The following is a 22,827-nucleotide window of genomic DNA, read 5'->3' on the forward strand; positions in this document are numbered from 1 at the left end:
TTTATGAAAAAACTTTCATTATTATTAATTTTTCCTGCTATGTTAATAGCTCAGGAGAAAGCAACCAATGCTGTTGCGCCAAAACAACAAGGTAAGTACGATACTAATAAATTCAGCCAAATGTATGATTTGTTAGCGACGCCTAATATGTTTCGTACAGCTTCTGGAGCACCTGGTCCCGCCTATTACCAACAACAAGCAGATTATAAGATTGATATTGAGTTAGATGATAAGAACTCAAAATTAAGTGGTGCTGAGACCATTACCTATTCTAATAATTCACCAGATAGCTTAGAATATTTATGGTTGCAACTGGATCAAAATCAAGCCAAGCCCAATACGCAATCTTCTTTGGCAGAAGGGGAAAAAATCAATCAGGTTTTTGCGCTTGATGGATTTTCAAATAAATACTTAAAAGAAGAATTGGCGCGTGGTTTTAATATTGAATTTGTTAAAGATTCAAAAGGAAGTCCGATGTCCTATACTGTCAACGAAACGATGATGCGTATTAATCTAGCTACTCCATTAAAACCAGGTGAGAAAATTTCGTTCTCACTTAAATGGTGGTACAATATCAATAATTATAGAAAAGATGGTGGACGTTCGGGTTACGAATTGTTCGAGAAAGATGGAAATAAGATCTATGTAATCGCCCAGTTTTACCCAAGAATGGCTGTTTATAACGATGTGGAAGGATGGCAAAACATGCAATTTTGGGGAGGTGGAGAGTTTGCTTTGCCTTTTGGGAATTTTGATGTAAATATTACAGTTCCTGCGGATCACGTTATTGATGCGACAGGAGAATTGATCAATAGAAGCGAAGTTTTTACGGCAGAACAAGTAAAACGTTACGAACAAGCTCAGAAATCATTTGACAAACCGGTGGTGATTGTAACACAGGCCGAGGCTGAAGTTACTGAAAAAGGGTTTTCGGAAAAGAAAAAAACATGGAAATTCAGTGCTAAGAATGTTCGTGATTTTGGAATAGCCTCATCAAGAAAGTTTATTTATGATGCAATGGCTGTAAAATTGAATAATAAAATTGTGATGGCCGAATCGGTTTATCCTAAAGAAGCAAATCCACTTTGGGGAGAAACGTCAACAATGACCGTTGCGCATACCTTAAAAAGCTACTCTTCTCATACATTTGACTATCCTTATCCAAAAGCGGTTTCTGTTTCGGCGGAAGATCAAGGAATGGAGTATCCGATGATTTGTTGGAATTATGGACGTCCTGATGAAAATGGGGTGACCAGTAAAGAAGTTAAAAACGGAATGGTTGGTGTGGTGATCCATGAAGTGGGGCATAACTTTTTCCCTATGATTGTCAATTCAGATGAGCGTCAATGGACTTGGATGGATGAAGGGTTAAATTCCTTTATGCAATATATGGCGGAGCAAGAATTAGATCCAAATTTCCCTTCAAGACGAGGACCGGCTAAAAACATAGTTCCCTATATGAGTGGAGATCAAAAGTTTTTAGAGCCTATAATGTCGAATTCTGAAACGATTGTTCAGTTTGGAAATAATGCGTACGGAAAACCAGCTACTGGTCTTAATATTTTAAGAGAAGTGGTAATGGGGAGAGAATTATTTGATTATGCTTTTAAAACATATGCCAACAGATGGAAGTTCAAACACCCAACACCAGAAGACTTTTTCAGGACGATGGAAGATGCTTCAGCAGTAGATTTGGATTGGTTCTTTAGAGGTTGGTTTTATTCGACTGATTTTGTTGATATCGGAATTAAGGAAGTAAAACAATATTATGTATCGGAAAACCCAACTGCAGATCTTAAAAATGTAAAAGTGAAGAAAGGACGTTTTGGATTCGAGAAAGGACCATTTGTCTATTTGGTGGCTGGTGATAATGCTGAAGTAAGTGCGGCCAATAAAAAAGCATTAAAACTTGAGGATGTTAAAACACTGTCGGCTTATGTAGATGAAACTTTTACAGCAGAGGAAAAAGCCAAAATTAAGGCTCCTAAGTATTTCTATGAAGTGGAGTTTAACAAGCCAGGAGGAATGATTATGCCAATTGTTGTAGAGCTTACTTTTGAAGATGGTTCAAAACAAAACTTCCAATATCCAGCACAAATCTGGAGAAAGAACAATGATACCGCTAAGAAAGTTTATGCGACAGAAAAAGCAATTAAAAGTATTCAGATCGATCCGAAATTACTCACGGCGGATATTGATGTAACCAATAACGCTTGGCCAAAAGTTGAAGAAAAATCAAAATTTGATTAAAAAATAGAAAAAAAAGACTCTGAGATATGAGTCTTTTTTTTTTAAGTAAATTTTAAAACTGTCAGCTACAAAATTTAATATCTTTGTAGCACATAAAAATAATAGATATGTTTGGTATAGGAGGAGGAGAATTAGTTTTCATACTGTTTATAGTACTTATGCTTTTTGGTTCAGATAAGGTGCCAGAAATCGCACGTACAATGGGAAAAGCTATGGCGCAATTAAAAAATGCTACCAATGATATTAAAAGTGAAATTCAAAAAGGAGCTGAGGCCAATGGTCTTGACGCTAAATCTTTGACGGATATCACCGGGAATATTAATGCCGAGATTAGCAATGCCAAAACCAATTTATTAGGGGATACTGCAGCGCAAATTGATCAAGTAAAAGAAGGTATAGATTCGATTTCAGGACCTGTAAAGCGCCAAATATAATGCTTGAAAAAATACAAGAATTAGATACCAATTTATTTGTATATCTTAACGGTTTAGGCTCTGAAACTTTTGATAAGCTTTGGCTTGTTATTACCGATCAATTGAATTGGACACCTTTTTTCTTATTGCTTTTTTATCTTATATATAAAAAAATAGGAGGGAAGCAAACCTTGTATTTATTGCTTTTTATTGCTGTTTTAATTGCTTTTACAGATCAAACAACCAATTTGTTCAAGTATACTTTTCAGCGACTACGACCGTGTAACAATCCCGAAATCAATTCGTTTATTCGTATTGTTCAAGTTCGTAAATCATACAGTTTTTTCTCAGGACATGCTGCCAATACGATGGCTGTTGCTACTTTCTTGTACCTGGTTCTAAAACGTCACTTTAAGTATTTAGGCCTGCTTTTTTTATGGCCGTTAATTTTTGCCTATAGCCGCATTTATTTGGGTCTGCACTATCCAGGTGATATTTTAACTGGCTATTTTTTCGGAGCGCTCTTCGGATCTTTGATTTATTTGGTTTATAGAAAGCTGAAAAAGCTCTATTTTCCAGAATAAAAGGGAAGCGCTATATGTTGCTTGCTTAAAGTATTCTACTTACGGTCAAACCATCGCGGATCGGAAGCAAAACGGTTTCTACGCGAGGATCATTTTTCAGTAGTAAATTATACTCTAAAAGAACTTTGGTGCTTACATCGTTTGGATGTACAGGTTCTAGAATTTTTCCACTCCACAACACATTATCGGATAGGATAATACCGCCTTTATTCATTTTTGGGACAATCATTTCCCAATAATTTAGGTAATTTTCTTTGTCGGCATCAATAAAAACCAAGTCAAATTTCACATCCAAAGTTGGGATGATATTTACCGCTTCACCTAGATGCTGATAAATTTGTTGTCCCCAAGGGGATGCGTCAAAATACTTTCTCTGAAAGTCAACTAATTCTTCTTTAATATCGATGGTGTGTAGTTGTCCGTTTTCTTGCATTCCTTCACATAGGCATAAGGCGGCATAGCCAGTATAGGTACCAATTTCTAGAATGTTTACTGGACGAATCAATTTGGATAACATGCTCAAGACACGACCTTGGAAGTGACCGCTTAACATACGAGGTAGTAGTATTTTTTGGTAAGTTTCCTTGTTTAAACGAGCCAAAAGTTCTGGTTCGTTCTGGGAATGTTGTTCAATATAGTCTTCTAAGTCTTGTGAAATAAAATGCATGTTGTGGTATGTTCTAAATTGGAATGCAAAAATACAAAAAATAAAGACTAGTTTTTTGTATAAAAAAAACCATTCGTCGTAACGAATGGTTGTCCTTTTGTATTGAAAATAAAATTATTTTTTTAAGGCAGCATCAACTTCTTTGGCAGTTTTTACAGTTCCATCTTTAACAGCTTTAGCAGCATTTTCTACTTTTTTAGCTCCTTTTTCAGTAGCAGCTTTCACATCTTCTGCCGCTTTTTTAGTCGCTTCTTTTGCGTCTTTAGCAGCATCTTCTGTTTTGGCGACAACGCTGTCTTTTGCTTGTTCAACGTCTGTGGCTAATGAATCTACTTTGTTTCCAATAGTTAATTCTTCTCCAGTTTGTTTTGCATCTTTATTTCCGCAAGATTGTACAGCGAATGCTAGTACAGCAACAACAGCTAAGCTTAAAATTTGTTTTCTCATAATTAATTGGTTTTTAGGTTGATGAAAAATTAAAGGTTATAAAGTTGAAAAAATAAATATACAAATTTTAATAGTATAAAGCCCTTTGTAGGATTATTTTTCTTTTAGTAGAAATGCAATACTTGTGCCAAGTTTTATGATTTTAAAATGATAAAGTATTTTTTTTTGAAATTAGGTCATTTGAGTTTATAGCTCCTTTAAAAAGCCTAAAGCGCTTAGTTCGTTTTCTCTGTAAAGGATAAGTTGAGTTGCATTGGAAACAAATATTGCAGACATATGAAACGGTTTCCATAAATACTTAGTAACTTTGCGCCATGCAAATGGAGAAAAAAGACATAAGAGCCTTATCAAAAGATCAGTTACGAGAATTTTTTGTTGAAAATAATGACAAAGCTTTTCGTGGAAATCAAGTTTATGAATGGTTATGGAGTAAAGGAGCGCATAGTTTTGACCATATGACTAATGTGGCCAAAGGGACGCGCTTGATGCTGGAGGAAAATTTTGTGATCAATCATATTAAAGTGGACACCATGCAGCGAAGCAGTGACGGAACGGTAAAAAATGCTGTTCGGTTACATGATGGTTTGGTAGTAGAGTCTGTTTTGATTCCAACTGATACCAGAACAACTGCTTGTGTATCTAGTCAGGTAGGTTGTAGTTTGGATTGTAATTTTTGTGCGACTTCGCGTTTAAAGCGTATGAGGAATCTAGAGCCTGGTGAGATTTATGATCAGGTTATTGCCATAGATAAAGAAAGTCGTTTGTATCACAATCACCCCCTTTCTAATATAGTGTTTATGGGAATGGGAGAGCCTTTGATGAATTACAATAATGTAATCAAGGCAATTGATATGATTACCTCTCCAGAAGGATTAGGGATGTCACCAAAACGTATTATGGTTTCGACTTCGGGAATTCCAAAGATGATTAAAAAAATGGCCGATGACGATGTCAAGTTCAAACTTGCCGTTTCCTTACATTCGGCGATTGATGAAATCCGTGCCCGAATCATGCCTTTTAGTAAAAATTTCCCTTTAGCGGATTTGCGAGAATCCTTAGAATACTGGTACCGAAAAACCAAAAACAAAATCTCTTACGAATATGTTGTTTGGAAAGGGATTAATGATGACAAGGCTTCCATTGATGCTTTGGTTAAGTTTTGTAAATATGTGCCTTGTAAGGTGAATTTAATCGAATATAATCCAATTGATGATGGTGAGTTTCAACAAGCTTCAGAAGAGTCTATTTTAGCTTATATAAAGGCATTAGAAAATATTGGCATTGTTGTAAAAGTACGACGTAGTCGTGGGAAAGATATTGATGCTGCCTGTGGACAATTAGCCAATAAAGAGAGCTAATCAACCAGGCTATACTAGTGAGCTGATTTACAGTGGAAAAGCATTGTTGGTCAAAAAAACGCTATAGGAACGAACACTACTACTGTTGTAAAAAAACAAGAAGATAAGTAAAAACAAAAAGCATTAGAAACAAGAGTTATTCTTATTTCTAATGCTTTTTTTGGGCAAAAGGGTTTATTTTTTCAAATCGATTTCTTCAGTAACGCCGTCTTTTGTTACTGTTGCTAATGAGTCACATGTTCCATTTCCATAATCGATAATAGCAGTAGCGCCATTTTTCGTAATCGACATGACTCCTTTAACAGGGAATGGACTGTGGCAAGACATATGAAATTCTAGCGGAGTGGTAATTTCGGTACTTAAAGTATCGCCATTTGGGAAGGTCGTAGTACCGTTTCCAGTAACTACAAAAACATTATCGTCCCAATCAAACCAAGTGTCAAATCCTGCTATCATTTCCTTGGTAAAAGTACCTTTTCGAGAGTAGATTGTACCATCTTCGAAAGTGACGGTCATGTCAACTGTAGAGGTGGAAACGGGATGAGCTGTAGCAAGTAATTCGGTGCTTTTTTTGGATAGCGTTATCGTTCTGTTTCCTTGTAATTTTTTACCATTGTGATAAAATCCGTCAAAAGTATAACTAATGGTGGTGGTAGCTGCCGTGAAATCATTAGAAAATGAAATAATGATTTTTCCTTTTAGCATATTTCCGTTGCCTAATGTGCAACCTTCAGCGCCAAAATCGACAGTTCTTGTCCAGGTGTTATCGGTTAATACTGTTGTAATAGTAGCGCAACTAGGTAAAAAGTTTTTTACCGTACCACTAGGTTTACTGGTGGTATTTTGTTGTGCGGTGAATTGATCTTCAGCAATATTGGTAACGTCTTCAATTGAGGCATCAATTTTAGAAGTTGTTTTGATTTGATCGGTTGTAATTGCTGCAGTTGTGTTGTCGTTTGGTTTGTCATCGGAATTACAACTAATGGCAAACGTTAAAGCGGCTAATGTTCCAATTAATAAAAGTTTTGTTTTCATAATAAATAGTTTACATGGTTTAACTTTTTAGTTAATGAATTACAATTAGGCTTTAAATAGTAACTGTTTTGGTCGTTTTTTAGCATGCAGATAAAATATTCATATACTAACCTAAATACACAACGTTTTTTTATTAAAAATAGTATATTTGGAATCGAAATGAATATTACTTCTCAAATAAAACAACCCATCTTTAACGAGATGGAACTTTTTGAAAAAAAGTTCCATGAATCGATGACCTCAAAGGTGGCATTGTTGAACCGTATCACGTATTATATTGTCAATAGAAAAGGAAAACAAATGCGTCCGATGTTTGTTTTTTTAACAGCTAAAATGGTTTCAGGAGGTCTTGTAAATGAGAGGACTTATCGAGGGGCTTCTGTAATTGAGTTGATTCATACGGCAACTTTGGTACATGATGATGTGGTAGATGATAGTAATCGCCGCCGTGGATTTTTCTCTATAAATGCACTTTGGAAAAATAAAATTGCCGTTTTAGTAGGGGATTATCTGCTATCAAAAGGATTGTTGTTATCCATAGATAACGGTGATTTTGATCTGCTTCGAATTATTTCGGTGGCCGTTCGAGAAATGAGTGAAGGTGAACTACTTCAGATAGAAAAAGCACGAAGACTTGATATTACAGAAGAGGTTTATTATGAAATCATTCGAAAAAAAACAGCTACACTTATTGCTGCTTGTTGTGCTCTTGGTGCTAAATCGGTGATAGAAGATGATGTTCAGGTTGAAAACATGCGTAAGTTTGGTGAACTAATTGGAATGGCTTTTCAAATTAAAGATGATTTATTCGATTATAGTGAAGAAGCGATTGGCAAACCAACTGGAATTGATATAAAAGAGCAAAAAATGACATTGCCTTTAATTCATGTGTTGAATAACTGTACGTCAAAAGATAAAAAGTGGTTGATAAACTCCATCAAAAACCACAACAAAGACAAAACACGGGTTAAAGAAGTGATTGCTTTTGTGAAAGACCATAATGGTTTGACTTATGCAGAAAATAAAATGGTTCAATTTCAGCAAGAGGCACTTTCTTTATTAGAAAACTATCCAGATTCTGAATTTAAAGCGGCACTTACCTTGATGGTGAACTACGTTATTGAAAGAAAAAAATAATTTACGATACGTAATACTTGTTGCTTATTTAGTTCTTTATCCTAAATTCGATACTATTCTTCTCTTTACTGAATTAGAGCTTCAGAACATAGCTTAAATGGCCTTATTTGACCTAGGTACTGATTGTGCTTATGGTGATATGCTTTTTATGAAGTTGTTTGTGTTTTTTCTTGGATGGGTAAAGATAAATCTAAAAAAAAACAATAAAATTTAAATACACTTAAAGCCTTGTTTTTGTGAGGTTTTGTTCGTTTTTTAATATTTATAATTGGATATTTTTATTCCTCGTGCAACCATTTTAAGACTTAAGTCGTCTATGCTAATAGAAGACTGTTGCTAAACCAAAAACCGAAAGCGTATTAATGAAAATTATTCATTTACATCAAGAAGAAACTGAAATCATAAAGTTGGCCGTCGAAAATAATCGACAGGCTCAGCAACAAATTTACGGTCGGTTTTCTTCAAAAATGTTGAGTGTTTGTCGACAATATATAAAAGACATTCAATTGGCAGAAGATGTAATGATAACCGCTTTTATGAAAGTTTTTACCAACTTAAACAAATTTGAGCATAAAGGAAGTTTTGAAGGTTGGATTCGCCGGATCATGGTGAACGAATGTATTTCCTATTTAAGAGTTCAAAAGAAAATCAGATTTGCTGAAGATGAAATTTATGTTGAAGAAAGTTTTAATGCCATGGATAGTCAATTTTCAACAGCTCAGATTCAGTTTTTAATAGATGCTTTACCGGACGGCTATAAAATGGTTTTTAATTTATATGCTATAGAGGGATACAAGCACAATGAGATCGCTCAGATGTTGGGGATTCAGGAAGGGACTTCAAAATCGCAATTATCGCATGCTCGAAAAATGTTGCAAACACAAATTAATGCACTTAAAAAACAAGATAATGGAACCGAATAAGTTTGAGGAGGATTTCCGTAAAAAACTAAATCAGCGTGAGATTAAACCAAGCGATAGAGCCTGGGATCGATTGGATGCTATGTTGAGTGTTGCGGAAAAGAAACAACCTAAGAAGAAAAATAAAATATGGTATATCGCGGCCAGTCTTGTTGGTTTTCTCTTAGTAGGTACTTTCTTTTTGAATCAGAAGCAAAGTGATGCGGGAGTGCCTAAAGGACTTCCTGTTGTGGAAGGAGATGCAAAGCAGGAATCCGTTGTGCATCCTGATGTAAAAGAGGTTGGGCCTGTAAAGGAGCCAATGATTATTTCTGAAAAAGAAAGAGATCATGAAATAGTTAAGTCACAAAATGGCGTAAATCAGCATGTAGAGAAAAAAATCAAAAATAAATCAAATCAAGTCGCGGAGTCTTCAATCATCAAGAAAAACAATCAAGAAAAACAATCCAGCAACAATCAAACAGAAAATGGTCCAATTTCAAAAAATGAAAATGTAGATCAGTTGCTGGAATCGGCTGAAAAATCGGTTGTTGCTGAGAACTCTCCCAAAGCGAAATCAAAAATTAAGATCAATGCCAGCGATTTATTGAATCAGGTCGATGGAGAATTAGAGCTTTCGTTTAGAGAAAGAGTAATTACTAAAGTAAATAAAAATTACCAAACGGTTAAAGTGGCTTTGGCCAATCGAAATCAACAAGAATAAGAAGAAAAGAAGTTTTAGTCAATTAATCAATCAATCATCAATCAATCATCAATCAATTTAAAAATCAATCATGAAAAATTTAACCATTTATCTCGTTATCCTAGTTTTTTTATTTGTGAGCAAAGTGCTAGGTCAAGAAACTTTTGAGTCCAGGGCAAAAAAAATAGCCAATAAAATTGAGAAAATTACCAAGGAAGAAAAAGGAGCTTTGAAGGAAGAAGTTGAAGCTGTAAACGTTCAGTTAACGGAAGGTAAAATGACGCAGGAACAGGCTGATAAACGCAAAAAAGAGCTCGCTGAAGCTAGAGCTGTTCGTATTGAAGAAAGAGTGACCGAGGCGCAAAATGAATTGAATGATTTGGTTCAGCAAAAAGTAGATGGCAAAATCAAAGCGCAAGATTCTACACATACTTATGTGATCCGTTGGGATCCTAAAAAAGACAAGGATTCGATTCATGGAGAAAAAAGAACCACCTCGCAATTTGTGTTTGCTGCAGGTTTAAACAATATGATGGTCGATGGTAAATTGCAAGATTCTAAGTATGGTTTTATAGGTTCGCATTTTTATGAATGGGGTTTTACCTATAATACAAGGTTAATGAAAAATGCTAATTTATTGCATGCTAAATACGGACTTTCAGTAATGTATAACAATATTCGACCAACAGACAATCGCAGTTTTGTGGTAAATGGAGATCAAACCGTGTTGCAAACCAATGCGATAAATCTGGACGAGTCTCGTTTTAGAAACGTGTATATAGTGGCGCCAGTACATTTGGAATTTGATTTTTCTAGATCTAAAATGAAGGATGGAAAAACTTATTTTAAAACGCATCAGAGTTTTCGTTTTGGAATTGGAGGTTACGCTGGAATTAATGTAAAATCAAAACAAATTATAAAATACGATCAGGACGATTTGGATTATAAAACGACCATTAAAGGCGACTATAATGTGAATAATTTTATATACGGACTGAGTTCTTATATCGGTTACAAAGAATTGAGTTTGTATATGAAGTATGATTTGAATCCTTTATTTCAAAACAATTTAGTGAAAGAAAATAATATTTCCTTAGGATTACGTTTCGATTTTAATTAGAAATACAATGGGTTAGTTAGTGAAAGCGCTTCGAGAGAAGCGTTTTTTTTTAGGTAAAATCGACGAATTTGAAGATGGATTTATGTACTTTTACTGACTTCAAATTTTTTAAATATTTTACGTTTTGATTTCACAAAATACGATTAATACTGTTTTTGAAACCGCTCGAGTAGAGGAGGTTATTGGTGATTTTGTTAATTTAAAACGAGCAGGAAGTAACTTTAAAGGCTTGAGTCCGTTCTCAGATGAGCGCTCTCCGTCGTTTATGGTATCCCCTGCAAAAGGAATCTGGAAAGATTTTAGTACAGGAAAGGGAGGGAATTCGGTTAAATTCCTAATGGAGCACTCGCAATTCACCTATCCAGAGGCCATTCGATATTTAGCTAATAAATACAATATAGAAATTGAGGAAACCGAACAGACCGATGCTGAAAAAGCCATAACGGATGTCCGTGAAAGCATGTATTTAGTTTCTGAATTTGCAAAAGAATATTTTCATAAAACACTTTTAAATTCTGAAGAGGGGAAAGCCATTGGGCTTTCGTATTTTAAGGAAAGAGGTTTTACGCCCGATACAATCAAAAAGTTTAGTTTAGGTTATTCGCCTGAAACTTGGGATGCGTTAACCAAAGAGGCTTTGGGGAAAGGTTACAAGCTGGAGTTTCTGGAAAGTACCGGTTTAACCATTGCTAGGGAGGATCGTCCTTTTGACCGTTTTAAGTCGCGAGTAATGTTTCCTATACAAAGTATGTCGGGACGTGTATTGGGATTTGGAGGTCGTATTTTAACAAACGATAAAAAAGCAGCTAAATACCTAAACTCGCCAGAGAGTGATATCTATCATAAAAGTAAAGTACTGTACGGTATTTTTCAAGCCAAGCAATCGATTGCCAAGTTAAACAATTGTTATTTGGTGGAGGGGTATACCGATGTGATTCAATTCAATCAAGCTGGAATAGAGAATGTAGTAGCTTCTTCAGGTACGGCTTTAACACCAGATCAAATTCGATTGGTGAATCGTCTGACTAAAAATATTACTGTGCTTTTCGATGGTGATGCCGCGGGATTGCGAGCTTCTTTGCGCGGAATCGATTTGATTCTTGAAGAAGGGATGAATGTGAGAGTGTGTACTTTTCCTGATGGTGAAGATCCAGATAGTTTTGCACGCAAAAATTCTCATGCTGATTTAGTGGCTTATTTAGAAGGGAATAGTAAAGATTTTATACAGTTTAAGGCATCGCTCTTAATGAAAGATGCTCATAATGATCCTATCAAGAAAGCGGATTTAATTCGAGATATGGTCAATAGTATTTCCAAAATTCCGGATCGTATTCAACGTGAAATTTATACGCAGGAATGTGCCAGAATTATGGATATTTCTGAACAGGTATTGGTAAGTACTTTGGCTCAGTTGATTCAAAAAGATATTAATGAAGTAGCTAAAAAGCAAAAGCAGGAACAAAAACCTTTTGAAGTTTTTAGAAACCAAGGTCCAAAACCTACTGGGTTTTCAGGAGGAGATCCAGAGGATCCAAGATTTGGGCCACCAGAGGATTATCCAGGAGAGCCAGGCTATCCGGTAGAGCAACAAGCGGAAAAGGTTGATATCTTGTATCGTTTAGAACGAAAAGTAATTGAGATTTTATTGCTTTACGGGGATAAAACTGAGGAGTTTGAGGATGTGAATTTAAAGACCAATGAAGAAGGTGAGGTCGTAATGGTTTCGGAGAAGCGAGAATATAAGGTTTATCAAAGAATCTATTTGAGTTTGCAGGAAGATGAGGTTGAGCTTACCAATAATTTATTCCGCGATATTTTTACCGATATAATGGAATTCTATCATCAAAACGAAAAATTTAGTCTTGAGCAGTATTTAATGCGTTTGCAGCCTGATTTTGCTCAGGAGGTAACCGATATTTTAATGGAAGATGAAAAAGTATCGTTGCATGATTGGGAAGGACAGAATATTTTTGCAAAAGAAAAAAACGAGACTATTGCACAATATGTTACGGAAACGATAATGTCTATGCGTTGGTTTTTGGTGGATGCTATTATCCAAGAATTAAAAAGCTCTATAAAACCTGATAATTCAGATAATACAGAGCTTTTGTCTATGGTTGTTGATTATTCAAAACTAGTTAATGCGTTTTCGAAAAAACTAGGAAGAGTAATGTCCCGATACCATTAATTAGATAATTTCTAAAGTCTTCGCTTTGTTTACTAAGTCAACTAAATTGGTAACGTTTAGTTTAGTTAATAGTCTTAGTTTGTAAGTACTGATCGTTTTTTCGTTCAGATTCAAGATTTTAGAGATTTCATTGTTTTTCTTACCATCACTTAAATAACGTAAAACTTCAATCTCACGATTAGAAAGTTTTCTGTATAAACGTTCGCTTTTGCTTTGTTTAGCAATAAGAGCCATGTTTTTACGTACCGTTTCGTTAATGATGATTTTACCTTCGTGTACTTTAATAATAGAAAGACCTAAAGTTTCAAGTTTTTCTGTTTTATGTACATAACCTGATACTCCTGCTTTGATAGCATTTGGAGCATACATCTGTTCAGCGAGGTCACTGAAAATTACAATTTTTGTTTTTGGGAAGTTTTTCAAGATAGATTTAACTTCAAAAATACTAGAAAGTCCTTCTAATTCTAAATCTAAAATTAGAATGTCGATCTCCTTTGTTTGAAGAATATCTCTAACCATTGAAAAATTGCCTACATTGGCAACAATTGAAATTTGATCGTGGTCTTTAAAATAAGACTTAACGCCAAAGTGAGTCACAGGATGATTGTCTGCAAGACATACTTTAATCATAATTTTTACCTTTTTTAGAATTGTTCATGTTTTTGGAACGGTAAAATTAATAAATAAATTCTGTAATTAATTGCAGATCATGTTAAAAAGTTTTATTTTAACGTTTTTGGGATCAAGCAAACGGGTATGGCATCCATTTTGTGCTTGTTGCTGGTGTTTAAACGTTTATAGATTTCAAAGACAGTTTTTTCTCTCTCATTAAAGTCAGCTACCGTGTTTCCTGCTTCCACAGCAAGCATTGCCCATTCGAGCTCATCATAACTAGCGCCTAATTGATCTTCATCGGTACGATTGTCTCCAAATAAGCCATCAGTTGGTGCTGCGGTCAAAATTGAGGTCGGAATGTTTAAAAATTCTCCGAGTGCATATACATCGGATTTCATCAAGTCGGCAATAGGGCTCAAATCAACTCCGCCGTCTCCGTATTTGGTATAAAAGCCCACACCAAAATCTTCTACTTTGTTGCCTGTACCAGCCACTAAGAGGCCATGTATTCCTGCTAAATAATATAAAGAGGTCATTCGTAGGCGTGCTCGTGTATTGGCTAGTGCTAAGCTTAGTTTGGCTTGGTCATTGGTTTGGGGTACTGCATTTTTAAAAGCTTCAAAAGTCGCTGTCAAATCGGTTTGGGTATTGGAAACGTTTGGGAAGCGTTTTTTTAATTGCTCAATATGTTCTCTTCCTCTTGAGACTTGACTTTCAGCTTGATAAATGGGCATTTCTACACATAAAACCTGCAAGCCAGTTTGTGCACAGAGTGTAGATGTTACAGCTGAGTCGACTCCTCCAGAAATTCCAATTACAAAACCATTTACTTTTGCGTTGATCGCGTAATTTTTTAGCCACTCTACGATGTAGGTATTTACTTTTTCTGTCTGAATCGTGCTTTTTTTAGCCATAATAGGTCTGGTTTTAAGATACAGGGATGTATATTTGCAGAATTGTTTTTAAGTATTGTTTACTAAAATTATAATAACACAAATCTAATTAAAATAAAATGAAAATTTATCGCTTTGTAGTGGTTCTGTGCTTGTTTTTTTTGTCCTGTGATAAAAAGAGTAAAGTAGAAAAAGCTGTCGAAGAAATTCCAGTTGATATTAAGGTGGAGCGTTTTGACAAGGTGTTTTTTGAAACCAAACCTGAAGATTTAGCTAAGGTAAAGAAGCAGTATCCTTTCTTTTTTCCTATTGGGAATGATGATAATATTTGGTTGAGAAAAATGCAAGATCCTCTTTGGAGAGAGGTGTATAGTGAGGTTCAGAAGAAATATGCGGATATAGAACCAATACGCCAAGAGTTTAATTCGCTTTTTCAGCATATAAAGTATTACTTTCCTCAAACAAAGATTCCTAAAGTAATTACGATAATTTCAGAAATGGATTATAATGCTAAGGCTATTTATGCAGATAGTTTAGTAGTGGTTTCTTTAGAATTGTATTTGGGAAAGGAGCATAAGTTTTATGAGTTTCCTAATTATCTAAAAGAAAATTTTGAAGAAAGACAAATCATGCCCGATGTGGTTTCTAGTTTTGCTTTTAGAAAAATCCCTGCATCACCCGATAGCGCTTTGCTTTCGCAAATGATTTTCCAAGGGAAAGAATTGTATGCTAAAGATTTGCTTTTGCCGGCATTTAGTGATGCGGAAAAAATGGGTTACACACCAGAGCAAATAAAATGGTGTCAAGAGAATGAAGGCTATATGTGGCGCTATTTCATAGAGAATGAAATGCTATATAGCGAAGATTCAAAATTGGTTACTCGATTTATGGTACCCGCTCCATTTTCTAAGTTTTACTTGGAGATAGATAATGATTCTCCTGGCCGAGTAGGCGCTTGGATTGGTTGGCAAATCGTTCGTTCTTATATGAAGAATAATGATGTCAGCTTGGCTGAATTATTAAAAAAAGATACAAAAGAAATTTTCGAAAAGTCTAAATATAAACCTAAGAAATAATGTCAGATACACTAAACTCAGAAATTAAATTTAATATAGAATTGGATCACAATCGTGTTCCGGAAAAATTATCTTGGAGCGCTAAAGATGGTGGTGTAGAAGCAGAAGAAGCAAAAGCTATTATGTTGTCTATTTGGGATAGTAAAGCTAAAGAAACCATGCGAATTGATTTATGGACAAAAGACATGCCGGTTGATGAAATGAAAATTTTCTTTCACCAGACTTTGGTAGCTATGTCGGATACTTTTAAGCGCGCGACAGACGATGAAAAGATGGCTGATACCATGAAGGATTTTTGTGATTACTTTGCAGAAAAACTAGAGCTTACCAAGTAATTGGTTTCTATATAAGGAAAATCCCAAACTCGATCTTAATTGATGAGTTTGGGATTTTTTTATGTTGTGATCCAAGTGAAGTTGAAAGGACAATAGGTTGTTTAGAATTCGCTATTGTTTTTGAAAACTTCTTGGTTTACCTCGTCAATATAAGACAAAACTTCTTCTTTGCCGGTTGATTCTGTAGCGGAAGTCACGAAATAATGTGGCATTTCTTCCCAGTTATTGGCGAACATTTGTTTTCTGTATGCGGCAATATGAGAGTCAATTTTTGTCTTGCTGATTTTGTCTGCTTTGGTGAAAACGATACAAAACGGGATTTCACTTTCTCCCATGTATGACATAAATTCAATGTCTATGTTTTGGGCTTCGTGACGAATATCAATCAGTACAAAAGCGCAAACCAACTGTTCTCTAGTTTCAAAATAATCGGTAATGAATTGCTGAAAAACCGATTTGGTTTTTTTAGATACTTTAGCATAGCCGTAACCTGGTAAATCGACTAAAAACCAGTTATTGTTGATTTTAAAGTGATTGATTAATTGTGTTTTCCCTGGTCGTCCAGAGGTTTTTGCTAAATTTTTATGGTTGGTAAGCATGTTTATTAACGATGACTTACCGACATTTGAGCGTCCTATAAAAGCATATTCTGGCAAGAAGTCTTTTGGACATTTTGCTACTTCTGAATTACTAATTATAAATTCGGCGGTATTAATTTTCATGTTTTTTGGGTTTAAGACCTCCTTAAAGTCGAAAGTTAGGTGCTATAAATTCGTTTTGGTGAGCCATTCTTCAAGAATTGCATTGAATTCTTGAGGATGTTCCATCATAGCAGCGTGTCCACATTTGTCTATCCAATATAAAGTTGAATTAGGCAATAATTTATCAAATTCTTCTGCCACATTTGGCGGAGTTACAGCATCGTTTTTACCCCAAATGATACAGGTTTCTACTGTCATTTTTGGTAAATCTTTTGCCATATTGTGACGAATGGCACTTTTGGCAATTGTTAGGGTTTTGATTAGTTTGATGCGATCGTTAACCGTTGCATATACTTCATCTATTAATTCTGGAGTTGCTATTTTAGGGTCGTAAAATACATCTTCCGCTTTCTTTCTAATGTATTCGTAATCGCCTCTTTTTGGGTAACTGTCACCCATGGCGCTTTCGTAAAGTCCTGAGCTTCCTGTAATTACAAGTCCTGCCACTTTTTCAGGGTATAGTTTGGTATGGTAAAGTGCAATATGTCCTCCTAGTGAGTTACCTAGCAATATTACTTTATCAAAGCCTTTAAAAGTGATGAAGTCTTTTACGTATTTAGCAAAACTTTTTACATTAGTTTTTAAGATGCTTTGAGTGTATATCGGCAAATCTGGGATTACAATTTTGTATCCTTTCGTTGGAAAATATTCAGCTACAGCATCAAAGTTACTAAGGCCTCCCATTAAGCCATGTAAGATAACGATAGGAGTTCCTTCTCCAGCTTCATAATAGCTGTATTTGCCTTCTTTTTTGTAGTTTTTGTCCATCTAATTTAATGCCAATTTCAATTTGGACAAATATAGGGTTTAATAAATAAAAATGGTTTTTTGCTACCCTTTTTTAACGACATAATTTTGGATGATTTACTAAGTGTTTAAAAATCAGTTCTTAGAGTATAAAACGCTTGAATGGCTAATTGTTAAAAAAGCAGTATAATGTTTAATTTTTTAAGAAAAATAGCGCGCTTTTTTTTTGATCTAGAATCATTATTATCAATTAACTAATTAATGGTTAAAATGTTGATTGTCTATAAATTAAGGCTTTGAGGTGGAAAGTGGTTAAACTTATTAACAAAGTGGTATATAGTGGTAAAATGTGGTAATATTTTTTATATTTTTGCTGTATAACATATTAATGATTTTTCCTTGAACACAATAGTAGGGACATACGAGTGTAAAGTCGATGCTAAAGGGAGGCTTTTGATGCCTGCTCCCTTGAAAAAGCAACTGGCTTCTTCTCTTCAAAACGGTTTTGTTTTGAAGCGCTCTGTTTTTCAACCCTGTTTAGAATTGTATCCGATGGAGGAATGGGACTTGATGATGCAGAAAATCAATAAGCTGAATCGTTTTGTAAAAAAGAACAATGATTTCATCAGAAGATTTACAGCTGGTGTTAAAGTGGTAGAGATTGATGCATTGGGGAGATTGTTGGTGCCAAAGGATTTGGTGGCTTTTTCAAGTATTTCTAAAGATGTTGTTTTTTCATCTGCGGTTAATATTGTGGAAATATGGGATAAGGATTTATATGAAAAATCAATAAGTGGCGAAGATATGGATTTTGCAGATTTAGCCGAAGAAGTAATGGGAAATATTAATGACGACGACAATGGAATATCATAATCCGGTTTTGCTTCATCCTACAGTTGATGGTTTAAATATTAAACCTGATGGCGTTTATGTAGATGTTACGTTTGGGGGCGGTGGTCACTCAAAAGAAATTTTGAGACGACTAGGTCCAAATGGAAGGTTATTTGCTTTTGATCAGGATGAGGATGCATTAGCAAATGCATTACCAGATGAGAGGTTTACCTTAATTAATGAGAACTTTAGATTTATAAAAAGGTTTTTGCGTTTTCATGGTGTTAAAGGAGTAGATGGGATTTTGGCTGATTTAGGGGTTTCCTCTCATCAGTTTGATGTTCCTGAAAGAGGCTTCTCTACACGTTTTGACGCGGAGTTAGATATGCGAATGAGTCAGAAAAATGATTTAAATGCTTATCGAGTAGTCAACGAATATGAAGAGCAGGATTTACGTCGTGTTTTTTATGATTATGGTGAATTGAAAAATGCACCCGCTTTGGCAAGAACAATTGTAGAGGCTAGAGAGTTTCAGCCGATCAAAACTACGGATGAATTGAAGGATGTTTTGGCGAAATATTTGCCCGAGAGAGTCCGAAACAAAATACTAGCTCAGATTTACCAAGCGATTCGTATTGAGGTAAATCAGGAAATGGATGTTTTGAAAGAGTTTATCGAGCAATCGTTGGAGATTTTAAATCCGGGTGGAAGATTTTCCGTTATCTCTTATCATTCTCTAGAAGATAGGTTGGTGAAGAGATTTATTAAAAATGGAATGTTTGAAGGGGAACCAGAACGCGATTTTTTCGGAAATTTTTCGGTTCCATTTAAAACTATTGGAAAATTGATTGTTCCAGATGATGCGGAGATCAAAATCAACAATAGAGCAAGAAGTGCAAAATTGAGGATTGCGGAGAAGATATAATATATAAGGTAGAGAAAATGAAAAGCGGAGGAGTGTTTGGAATATTAAAAGCGAGATTTCTTTTAAATGACGATGCAGTAAAGAACTGGCGGTTTATTGTTTTTATCATTCTATTGGCTATTCTCATGATTGCAAATACGCAGCGATACGAGCAAAAGGTTTTTGAGATTGCAAAAATAGGAAACGAAGTAAAAGAATTGCGATCAGAATTTGTGGATCGACGTTCGGAATTAATGAAGTTGAAAATGGAGTCCACGATATCGGATAAAATGCTAGAAAAGCAAATTTTCCCATCAACGGTCCCTCCAGTGAAAATAGAAGTACAAAAAGAAGAAGAAAAAAGTTTCTTTAAAAGAATATGGCAGTAGACGATAAAAATATATCCTACAGAATTTACCTCGTAGCAGTTTTCATCTTTTTGATGGCAATTGCTATTGTTGTTAAATTGACTAATATTCAATGGGTTGAAGGAGATTATTATAGAAAGCTGGCAAAACAGCGAACAGTTAGGAATTTTGTAATTCCAGCTAATAAAGGAAATATTTATTCAGCCGATGGAAGTTTGTTGGCAACATCAATACCTAATTATGAAATTAGATTTGATGCTAAAACACCAAAAACGGAAACTTTTGAAAAACATGTTAAGGGATTAGCGGATTCTTTGGCCACTGTTTTAGGGAAATCGGGTAGTTATTTTGAGAAAGAATTACGAAAAGCTAGAGCTAATAAAAACCGTTATTATTTGATAGGTCGTAAATTGAGTTATACCGATCATGCTAAAATTAAAAGCTTTCCCCTGTTTAACCTTGGACCTTTCAAAGGAGGAATCATCGTTGAACAAGAAACCGTTAGGAAACACCCCATAGGGGCCATTGCAGAAAGAACCATTGGGTACGATAAAATTGATCCTGCCACAGGTATAGAAGTAGGTAAAGGAATTGAATGGGCGTTTAAAAACTATTTAAATGGTAAAGACGGTAAAATCTTGAAGCAGAAAATTGCCAAAGGGCAATGGAAACCTATTCGAGATGTTAACGAAGTGGATCCTCAAGATGGCTATGATGTTATTTCGACTATAGATGTTTTTATTCAAGATATAGCGCATCATGCTTTGTTAAAACAGTTGGAAGATTATCAAGCAGATCACGGTTGTGTGGTGGTGATGGAAACCGAAACAGGTCATGTAAAGGCGATTTCGAATTTGGGAAGAGGTGCAGATGGATCTTATTATGAAACCACTAATTATGCTGTTGCAGAATCTCATGAGCCGGGTTCCACTTTTAAATTGGTCGATTTAGTGGCTATTTTAGAGGATAAGGTGGCTGACACCAGTACGGTCTTTGATAGTAAGGGTGGTGAAGTGAGGTATTATGGACGTGCGGTTCGTGACTCCCATAGAGGTGGTTATGGTAAGATTTCGTTGGCTCGAGGATTCGAGCTTTCTTCCAATACCGTAATGGTTCAGGCAGTATACGAGAACTATAAAAATAATCCCTCAAAGTTTGTAAATCATATCAAGAATTTTGGATTTGACAAAACATTGGGATTGCATTTTAAAGGGGAAGGTAAAGCTATCGTTCCTAAGCCGGGTGATAAAAATTGGTCAGGGGTTACCTTACCATGGATGGCATTTGGATATAGCGTTTCGGTAACGCCGATGCAAACACTCGCCTTTTATAATTCAATAGCGAATAATGGTGTATTGGTCAAACCACAGTTTGTTTCTGAAATTAAGGAATGGAACAAGACCATAAAAAAGTTTGATGTAGAAGTGATTAATCCAAAGGTATGTTCGCAAGCAACCGTTAATAAGGTAAAAGCAGTACTGGAAAATGTGGTGAAAAGAGGAACTGGTTCTAAATTGTATTCGAAAGATTTTTCGATGGCAGGTAAAACAGGAACAGCTCAAGTAAATTATGGAAATATTGGAAAAGAAGGGATGTATTACGCTTCTTCTTTTGTGGGGTATTTTCCAGCGGATCATCCTAAATATTCTTGTATCGTGGTAGTGCATAAGCCGAATACGTCTAAAAACAATTATTATGGTGCTGATGTTGCGGGACCTGTTTTTAAAAGAATTGCGCAAAAGATCTTTACCGATGTACCTTCTACTAATAAAATAAAAAAGTTAGATTCTCGTGTTCCAAAACAAGAAAACAGCTATAATGATTATTACGTAAAAGCAGAAAAAAAATCAAAATTAATTCCTGATTTAAAAGGGATGCCAGGGATGGATGCCATTGCTTTGCTGGAGAATTTAGGATTGAAAGTAAAAGTAAGTGGAGTAGGAAAAGTGAAGAAACAGTCTTTACAGGCTGGAGGAAATATTAGTAAAAACGCAACAATAGTATTAGAATTATCGTGAAAATACTCAAAGACATATTATATAAAGTAGCTATTGAATCGGTAACAGGTTCGACAGAAGTTGCTATAGAGAAAATCGATTTTGATTCAAGAAAAATGGAGCAAAATGACGTTTTTGTGGCGATTCGTGGATCGCTTTCTGATGGTCATGATTATATTGAAAAAGCGATTCAATTAGGAGCAATTGCGATTATTTGCGATGCTTTGCCTGAAAAGCTTGAAAAGGGAATTACCTACGTAAAGGTAAAAGATACCAATACGGCATTGGCTTTTATGGCGGCTAATTATTTTGGTGATCCTTCGGAGAAATTAAAATTGGTTGGCGTTACCGGTACTAACGGAAAAACGACTATCGCATCATTATTGTTCCAATTGTTTCAAAAGGCTGGTTTTAAAGTGGGTTTATTATCTACCGTAAAAATCATGGTCGATCAAACAGAATATAATGCAACGCATACCACTCCGGATTCCATTACGATCAATCATTATTTAAACGAAATGATTGAAGCGGGTGTGACACATTGTTTTATGGAGGTAAGCTCCCATGGGATTCATCAAAAGCGCACGGAAGCTTTGCATTTTGTAGGGGGAGTTTTTACGAATTTATCGCACGATCATTTAGATTACCATCCAACTTTTGCAGAATATAGAGATGTGAAAAAATCATTTTTTGATTCCTTGCCTAAAACCGCTTTCGCTTTATCCAATATTGATGATAAAAACGGGCCGGTGATGTTGCAAAACACTGTGGCTAGAAAACTGACCTATGCTTTAAAAACCTATGCAGACTTTAAAGCCGTGATTTTAGAAAATCAATTATCAGGATTGTTATTAAAAGTGAATGATAATGAAGTTTGGGTAAAGTTGATAGGGACTTTTAATGCGTATAACGTTTTGGCTATCTACGGAACAGCTTTGGAATTAGGAATGGATAGTCTAGAAGCGTTGCGTTTACTCTCTGATTTAGAGAGTGTTTCGGGTCGTTTTCAGTATATAGTATCGGAAGGTAATATTACAGCAATCGTGGATTATGCGCACACGCCAGACGCTTTAGAGAATGTGTTAAAAACAATAGGGGATATCCGTACTCAAAATGAGCAATTGATTACCGTTGTAGGCTGTGGAGGAAATAGAGATAAAACAAAACGACCAATGATGGCTAAAATCGCTGCAGATCTTAGCGATAAAATCATTTTGACATCCGACAATCCAAGGAACGAAGATCCAGAGGTGATTTTAGATGAAATGGAAAAGGGAGTTGAAGCACACAATTATAAAAAAATGTTGAGAATTACCGATAGAAAACAGGCTATAAAAACGGCTTGTCAATTGGCTCAACCTAACGATATTATTTTAATTGCGGGTAAAGGTCATGAAACGTATCAAGAAATAAACGGTGTTCGTCATCACTTTGATGATATGGAAACGGTAAAAGAAATTTTAGGTCAATTAAATAAATAATAATAATCCAGTTTTGAG

Annotated in this window: 23 protein-coding genes; 16 read left to right on the plus strand and 7 right to left on the minus strand. The window is 35.3% G+C overall.

Annotation, left to right across the window (positions count from 1 at the left end; genetic code table 11):
* Positions 1 to 3 precede the first annotated feature (3 nt).
* The 3 genes from AC51AA_RS16160 (at position 4) to AC51AA_RS16170 (ending at position 3,247) form a co-directional block, all read left to right on the plus strand.
* Positions 4 to 2,250, plus strand: a complete 2,247-nt coding sequence (locus AC51AA_RS16160; protein ID WP_500703247.1) for a M1 family metallopeptidase — start codon at positions 4 to 6, stop codon at positions 2,248 to 2,250.
* 107 nt (positions 2,251 to 2,357) lie between these two features.
* Positions 2,358 to 2,684 carry a Sec-independent protein translocase subunit TatA/TatB gene (locus AC51AA_RS16165; protein ID WP_500703248.1) on the plus strand — a complete coding sequence of 109 codons (327 nt, stop codon included), beginning with the start codon at positions 2,358 to 2,360 and terminating at the stop codon, positions 2,682 to 2,684.
* Positions 2,684 to 3,247 carry a phosphatase PAP2 family protein gene (locus tag AC51AA_RS16170; protein ID WP_500703249.1) on the plus strand — a complete coding sequence of 188 codons (564 nt, stop codon included), beginning with the start codon at positions 2,684 to 2,686 and terminating at the stop codon, positions 3,245 to 3,247. Before AC51AA_RS16165 ends, AC51AA_RS16170 begins: the two co-directional genes overlap by 1 nt.
* 25 nt (positions 3,248 to 3,272) lie before the next feature.
* Here AC51AA_RS16170 and AC51AA_RS16175 read toward each other — a convergent pair whose 3' ends face one another.
* Together AC51AA_RS16175 and AC51AA_RS16180 are read right to left on the minus strand one after the other, a co-directional pair.
* A complete protein-coding gene (locus tag AC51AA_RS16175; RefSeq protein ID WP_500703250.1) occupies positions 3,273 to 3,914 on the minus strand; it encodes an O-methyltransferase in 642 nt (213 codons plus the stop codon).
* A gap of 114 nt (positions 3,915 to 4,028) precedes the next feature.
* Positions 4,029 to 4,361, minus strand: coding sequence for a hypothetical protein (locus tag AC51AA_RS16180; protein WP_500703251.1), 333 nt, complete (start codon positions 4,359 to 4,361; stop codon positions 4,029 to 4,031).
* A gap of 314 nt (positions 4,362 to 4,675) precedes the next feature.
* Here AC51AA_RS16180 and rlmN point away from each other — a divergent pair, with 314 nt between their 5' ends.
* Positions 4,676 to 5,719 (plus strand): dual-specificity RNA methyltransferase RlmN, encoded by a 1,044-nt coding sequence (gene rlmN, locus AC51AA_RS16185; protein WP_500703252.1) that lies wholly within the window; start codon positions 4,676 to 4,678, stop codon positions 5,717 to 5,719.
* Positions 5,720 to 5,893: 174 nt separating this feature from the next.
* Here rlmN and AC51AA_RS16190 read toward each other — a convergent pair whose 3' ends face one another.
* A complete protein-coding gene (locus AC51AA_RS16190) occupies positions 5,894 to 6,754 on the minus strand; it encodes a hypothetical protein (RefSeq protein ID WP_500703253.1) in 861 nt (286 codons plus the stop codon).
* Between the two features lie 159 nt (positions 6,755 to 6,913).
* Here AC51AA_RS16190 and AC51AA_RS16195 point away from each other — a divergent pair, with 159 nt between their 5' ends.
* From AC51AA_RS16195 to dnaG, 5 genes are all read left to right on the plus strand, one after another.
* The gene (locus AC51AA_RS16195) at positions 6,914 to 7,891 is read left to right on the plus strand and encodes a polyprenyl synthetase family protein (protein WP_500703254.1); all 978 of its coding nucleotides are present in this window, start codon (positions 6,914 to 6,916) and stop codon (positions 7,889 to 7,891) included.
* Positions 7,892 to 8,253: 362 nt separating this feature from the next.
* Positions 8,254 to 8,814 (plus strand): RNA polymerase sigma factor, encoded by a 561-nt coding sequence (locus tag AC51AA_RS16200; protein WP_500703255.1) that lies wholly within the window; start codon positions 8,254 to 8,256, stop codon positions 8,812 to 8,814.
* Positions 8,801 to 9,514 (plus strand): hypothetical protein, encoded by a 714-nt coding sequence (locus tag AC51AA_RS16205; RefSeq protein ID WP_500703256.1) that lies wholly within the window; start codon positions 8,801 to 8,803, stop codon positions 9,512 to 9,514. Before AC51AA_RS16200 ends, AC51AA_RS16205 begins: the two co-directional genes overlap by 14 nt.
* 70 nt (positions 9,515 to 9,584) lie before the next feature.
* Positions 9,585 to 10,613 (plus strand): F0F1 ATP synthase subunit B family protein, encoded by a 1,029-nt coding sequence (locus AC51AA_RS16210; protein ID WP_500703257.1) that lies wholly within the window; start codon positions 9,585 to 9,587, stop codon positions 10,611 to 10,613.
* A 124-nt stretch (positions 10,614 to 10,737) separates the two neighbouring features.
* Positions 10,738 to 12,801, plus strand: coding sequence for a DNA primase (gene dnaG, locus AC51AA_RS16215; protein WP_500703258.1), 2,064 nt, complete (start codon positions 10,738 to 10,740; stop codon positions 12,799 to 12,801).
* On the opposite strand, the gene AC51AA_RS16220 is transcribed toward dnaG, so the two are convergent.
* Together AC51AA_RS16220 and nadE are read right to left on the minus strand one after the other, a co-directional pair.
* On the minus strand, positions 12,802 to 13,431 hold the full coding sequence (locus tag AC51AA_RS16220; RefSeq protein WP_026730588.1) for a response regulator transcription factor: 630 nt from the start codon (positions 13,429 to 13,431) through the stop codon (positions 12,802 to 12,804).
* Positions 13,432 to 13,523: 92 nt separating this feature from the next.
* Positions 13,524 to 14,330 carry an NAD(+) synthase gene (gene nadE, locus AC51AA_RS16225; RefSeq protein WP_500703259.1) on the minus strand — a complete coding sequence of 269 codons (807 nt, stop codon included), beginning with the start codon at positions 14,328 to 14,330 and terminating at the stop codon, positions 13,524 to 13,526.
* A 98-nt stretch (positions 14,331 to 14,428) separates the two neighbouring features.
* On the opposite strand from nadE, the gene gldB reads away from it, so the two are divergent.
* A complete protein-coding gene (gene gldB, locus AC51AA_RS16230) occupies positions 14,429 to 15,385 on the plus strand; it encodes a gliding motility lipoprotein GldB (RefSeq protein WP_500703260.1) in 957 nt (318 codons plus the stop codon).
* Positions 15,385 to 15,720 (plus strand): gliding motility protein GldC, encoded by a 336-nt coding sequence (gldC, locus tag AC51AA_RS16235; protein WP_500703261.1) that lies wholly within the window; start codon positions 15,385 to 15,387, stop codon positions 15,718 to 15,720. The genes gldB and gldC overlap by 1 nt, the downstream gene beginning before the upstream one ends.
* Positions 15,721 to 15,821: 101 nt before the next feature.
* Here the strand turns inward: gldC and yihA are convergent, their stop codons facing one another.
* Complete coding sequence (gene yihA, locus AC51AA_RS16240) at positions 15,822 to 16,442, minus strand: ribosome biogenesis GTP-binding protein YihA/YsxC (protein WP_500703262.1); 621 nt, start codon at positions 16,440 to 16,442, stop codon at positions 15,822 to 15,824.
* A gap of 42 nt (positions 16,443 to 16,484) precedes the next feature.
* Complete coding sequence (locus AC51AA_RS16245; RefSeq protein WP_500703263.1) at positions 16,485 to 17,249, minus strand: alpha/beta fold hydrolase; 765 nt, start codon at positions 17,247 to 17,249, stop codon at positions 16,485 to 16,487.
* 378 nt (positions 17,250 to 17,627) lie between these two features.
* Here AC51AA_RS16245 and AC51AA_RS16250 point away from each other — a divergent pair, with 378 nt between their 5' ends.
* The 5 genes from AC51AA_RS16250 to AC51AA_RS16270 are packed head-to-tail and all read left to right on the plus strand — an operon-like array spanning position 17,628 to position 22,809.
* Entirely contained in the window at positions 17,628 to 18,101 is a 474-nt protein-coding gene (locus tag AC51AA_RS16250; protein WP_500703264.1) for a division/cell wall cluster transcriptional repressor MraZ, read from the plus strand.
* A complete protein-coding gene (gene rsmH / locus AC51AA_RS16255; protein ID WP_500703265.1) occupies positions 18,076 to 18,984 on the plus strand; it encodes a 16S rRNA (cytosine(1402)-N(4))-methyltransferase RsmH in 909 nt (302 codons plus the stop codon). The genes AC51AA_RS16250 and rsmH overlap by 26 nt, the downstream gene beginning before the upstream one ends.
* A gap of 17 nt (positions 18,985 to 19,001) precedes the next feature.
* Entirely contained in the window at positions 19,002 to 19,352 is a 351-nt protein-coding gene (locus AC51AA_RS16260; RefSeq protein ID WP_500703266.1) for an FtsL-like putative cell division protein, read from the plus strand.
* Positions 19,343 to 21,349, plus strand: a complete 2,007-nt coding sequence (locus tag AC51AA_RS16265; protein WP_500703267.1) for a penicillin-binding protein — start codon at positions 19,343 to 19,345, stop codon at positions 21,347 to 21,349. Before AC51AA_RS16260 ends, AC51AA_RS16265 begins: the two co-directional genes overlap by 10 nt.
* On the plus strand, positions 21,346 to 22,809 hold the full coding sequence (locus AC51AA_RS16270) for a UDP-N-acetylmuramoyl-L-alanyl-D-glutamate--2,6-diaminopimelate ligase (RefSeq protein ID WP_500703268.1): 1,464 nt from the start codon (positions 21,346 to 21,348) through the stop codon (positions 22,807 to 22,809). The genes AC51AA_RS16265 and AC51AA_RS16270 overlap by 4 nt, the downstream gene beginning before the upstream one ends.
* Positions 22,810 to 22,827: the final 18 nt, after the last annotated feature.

It is taken from the genome of Flavobacterium sp. OHVDL-2026-0007, assembly GCF_059882335.1.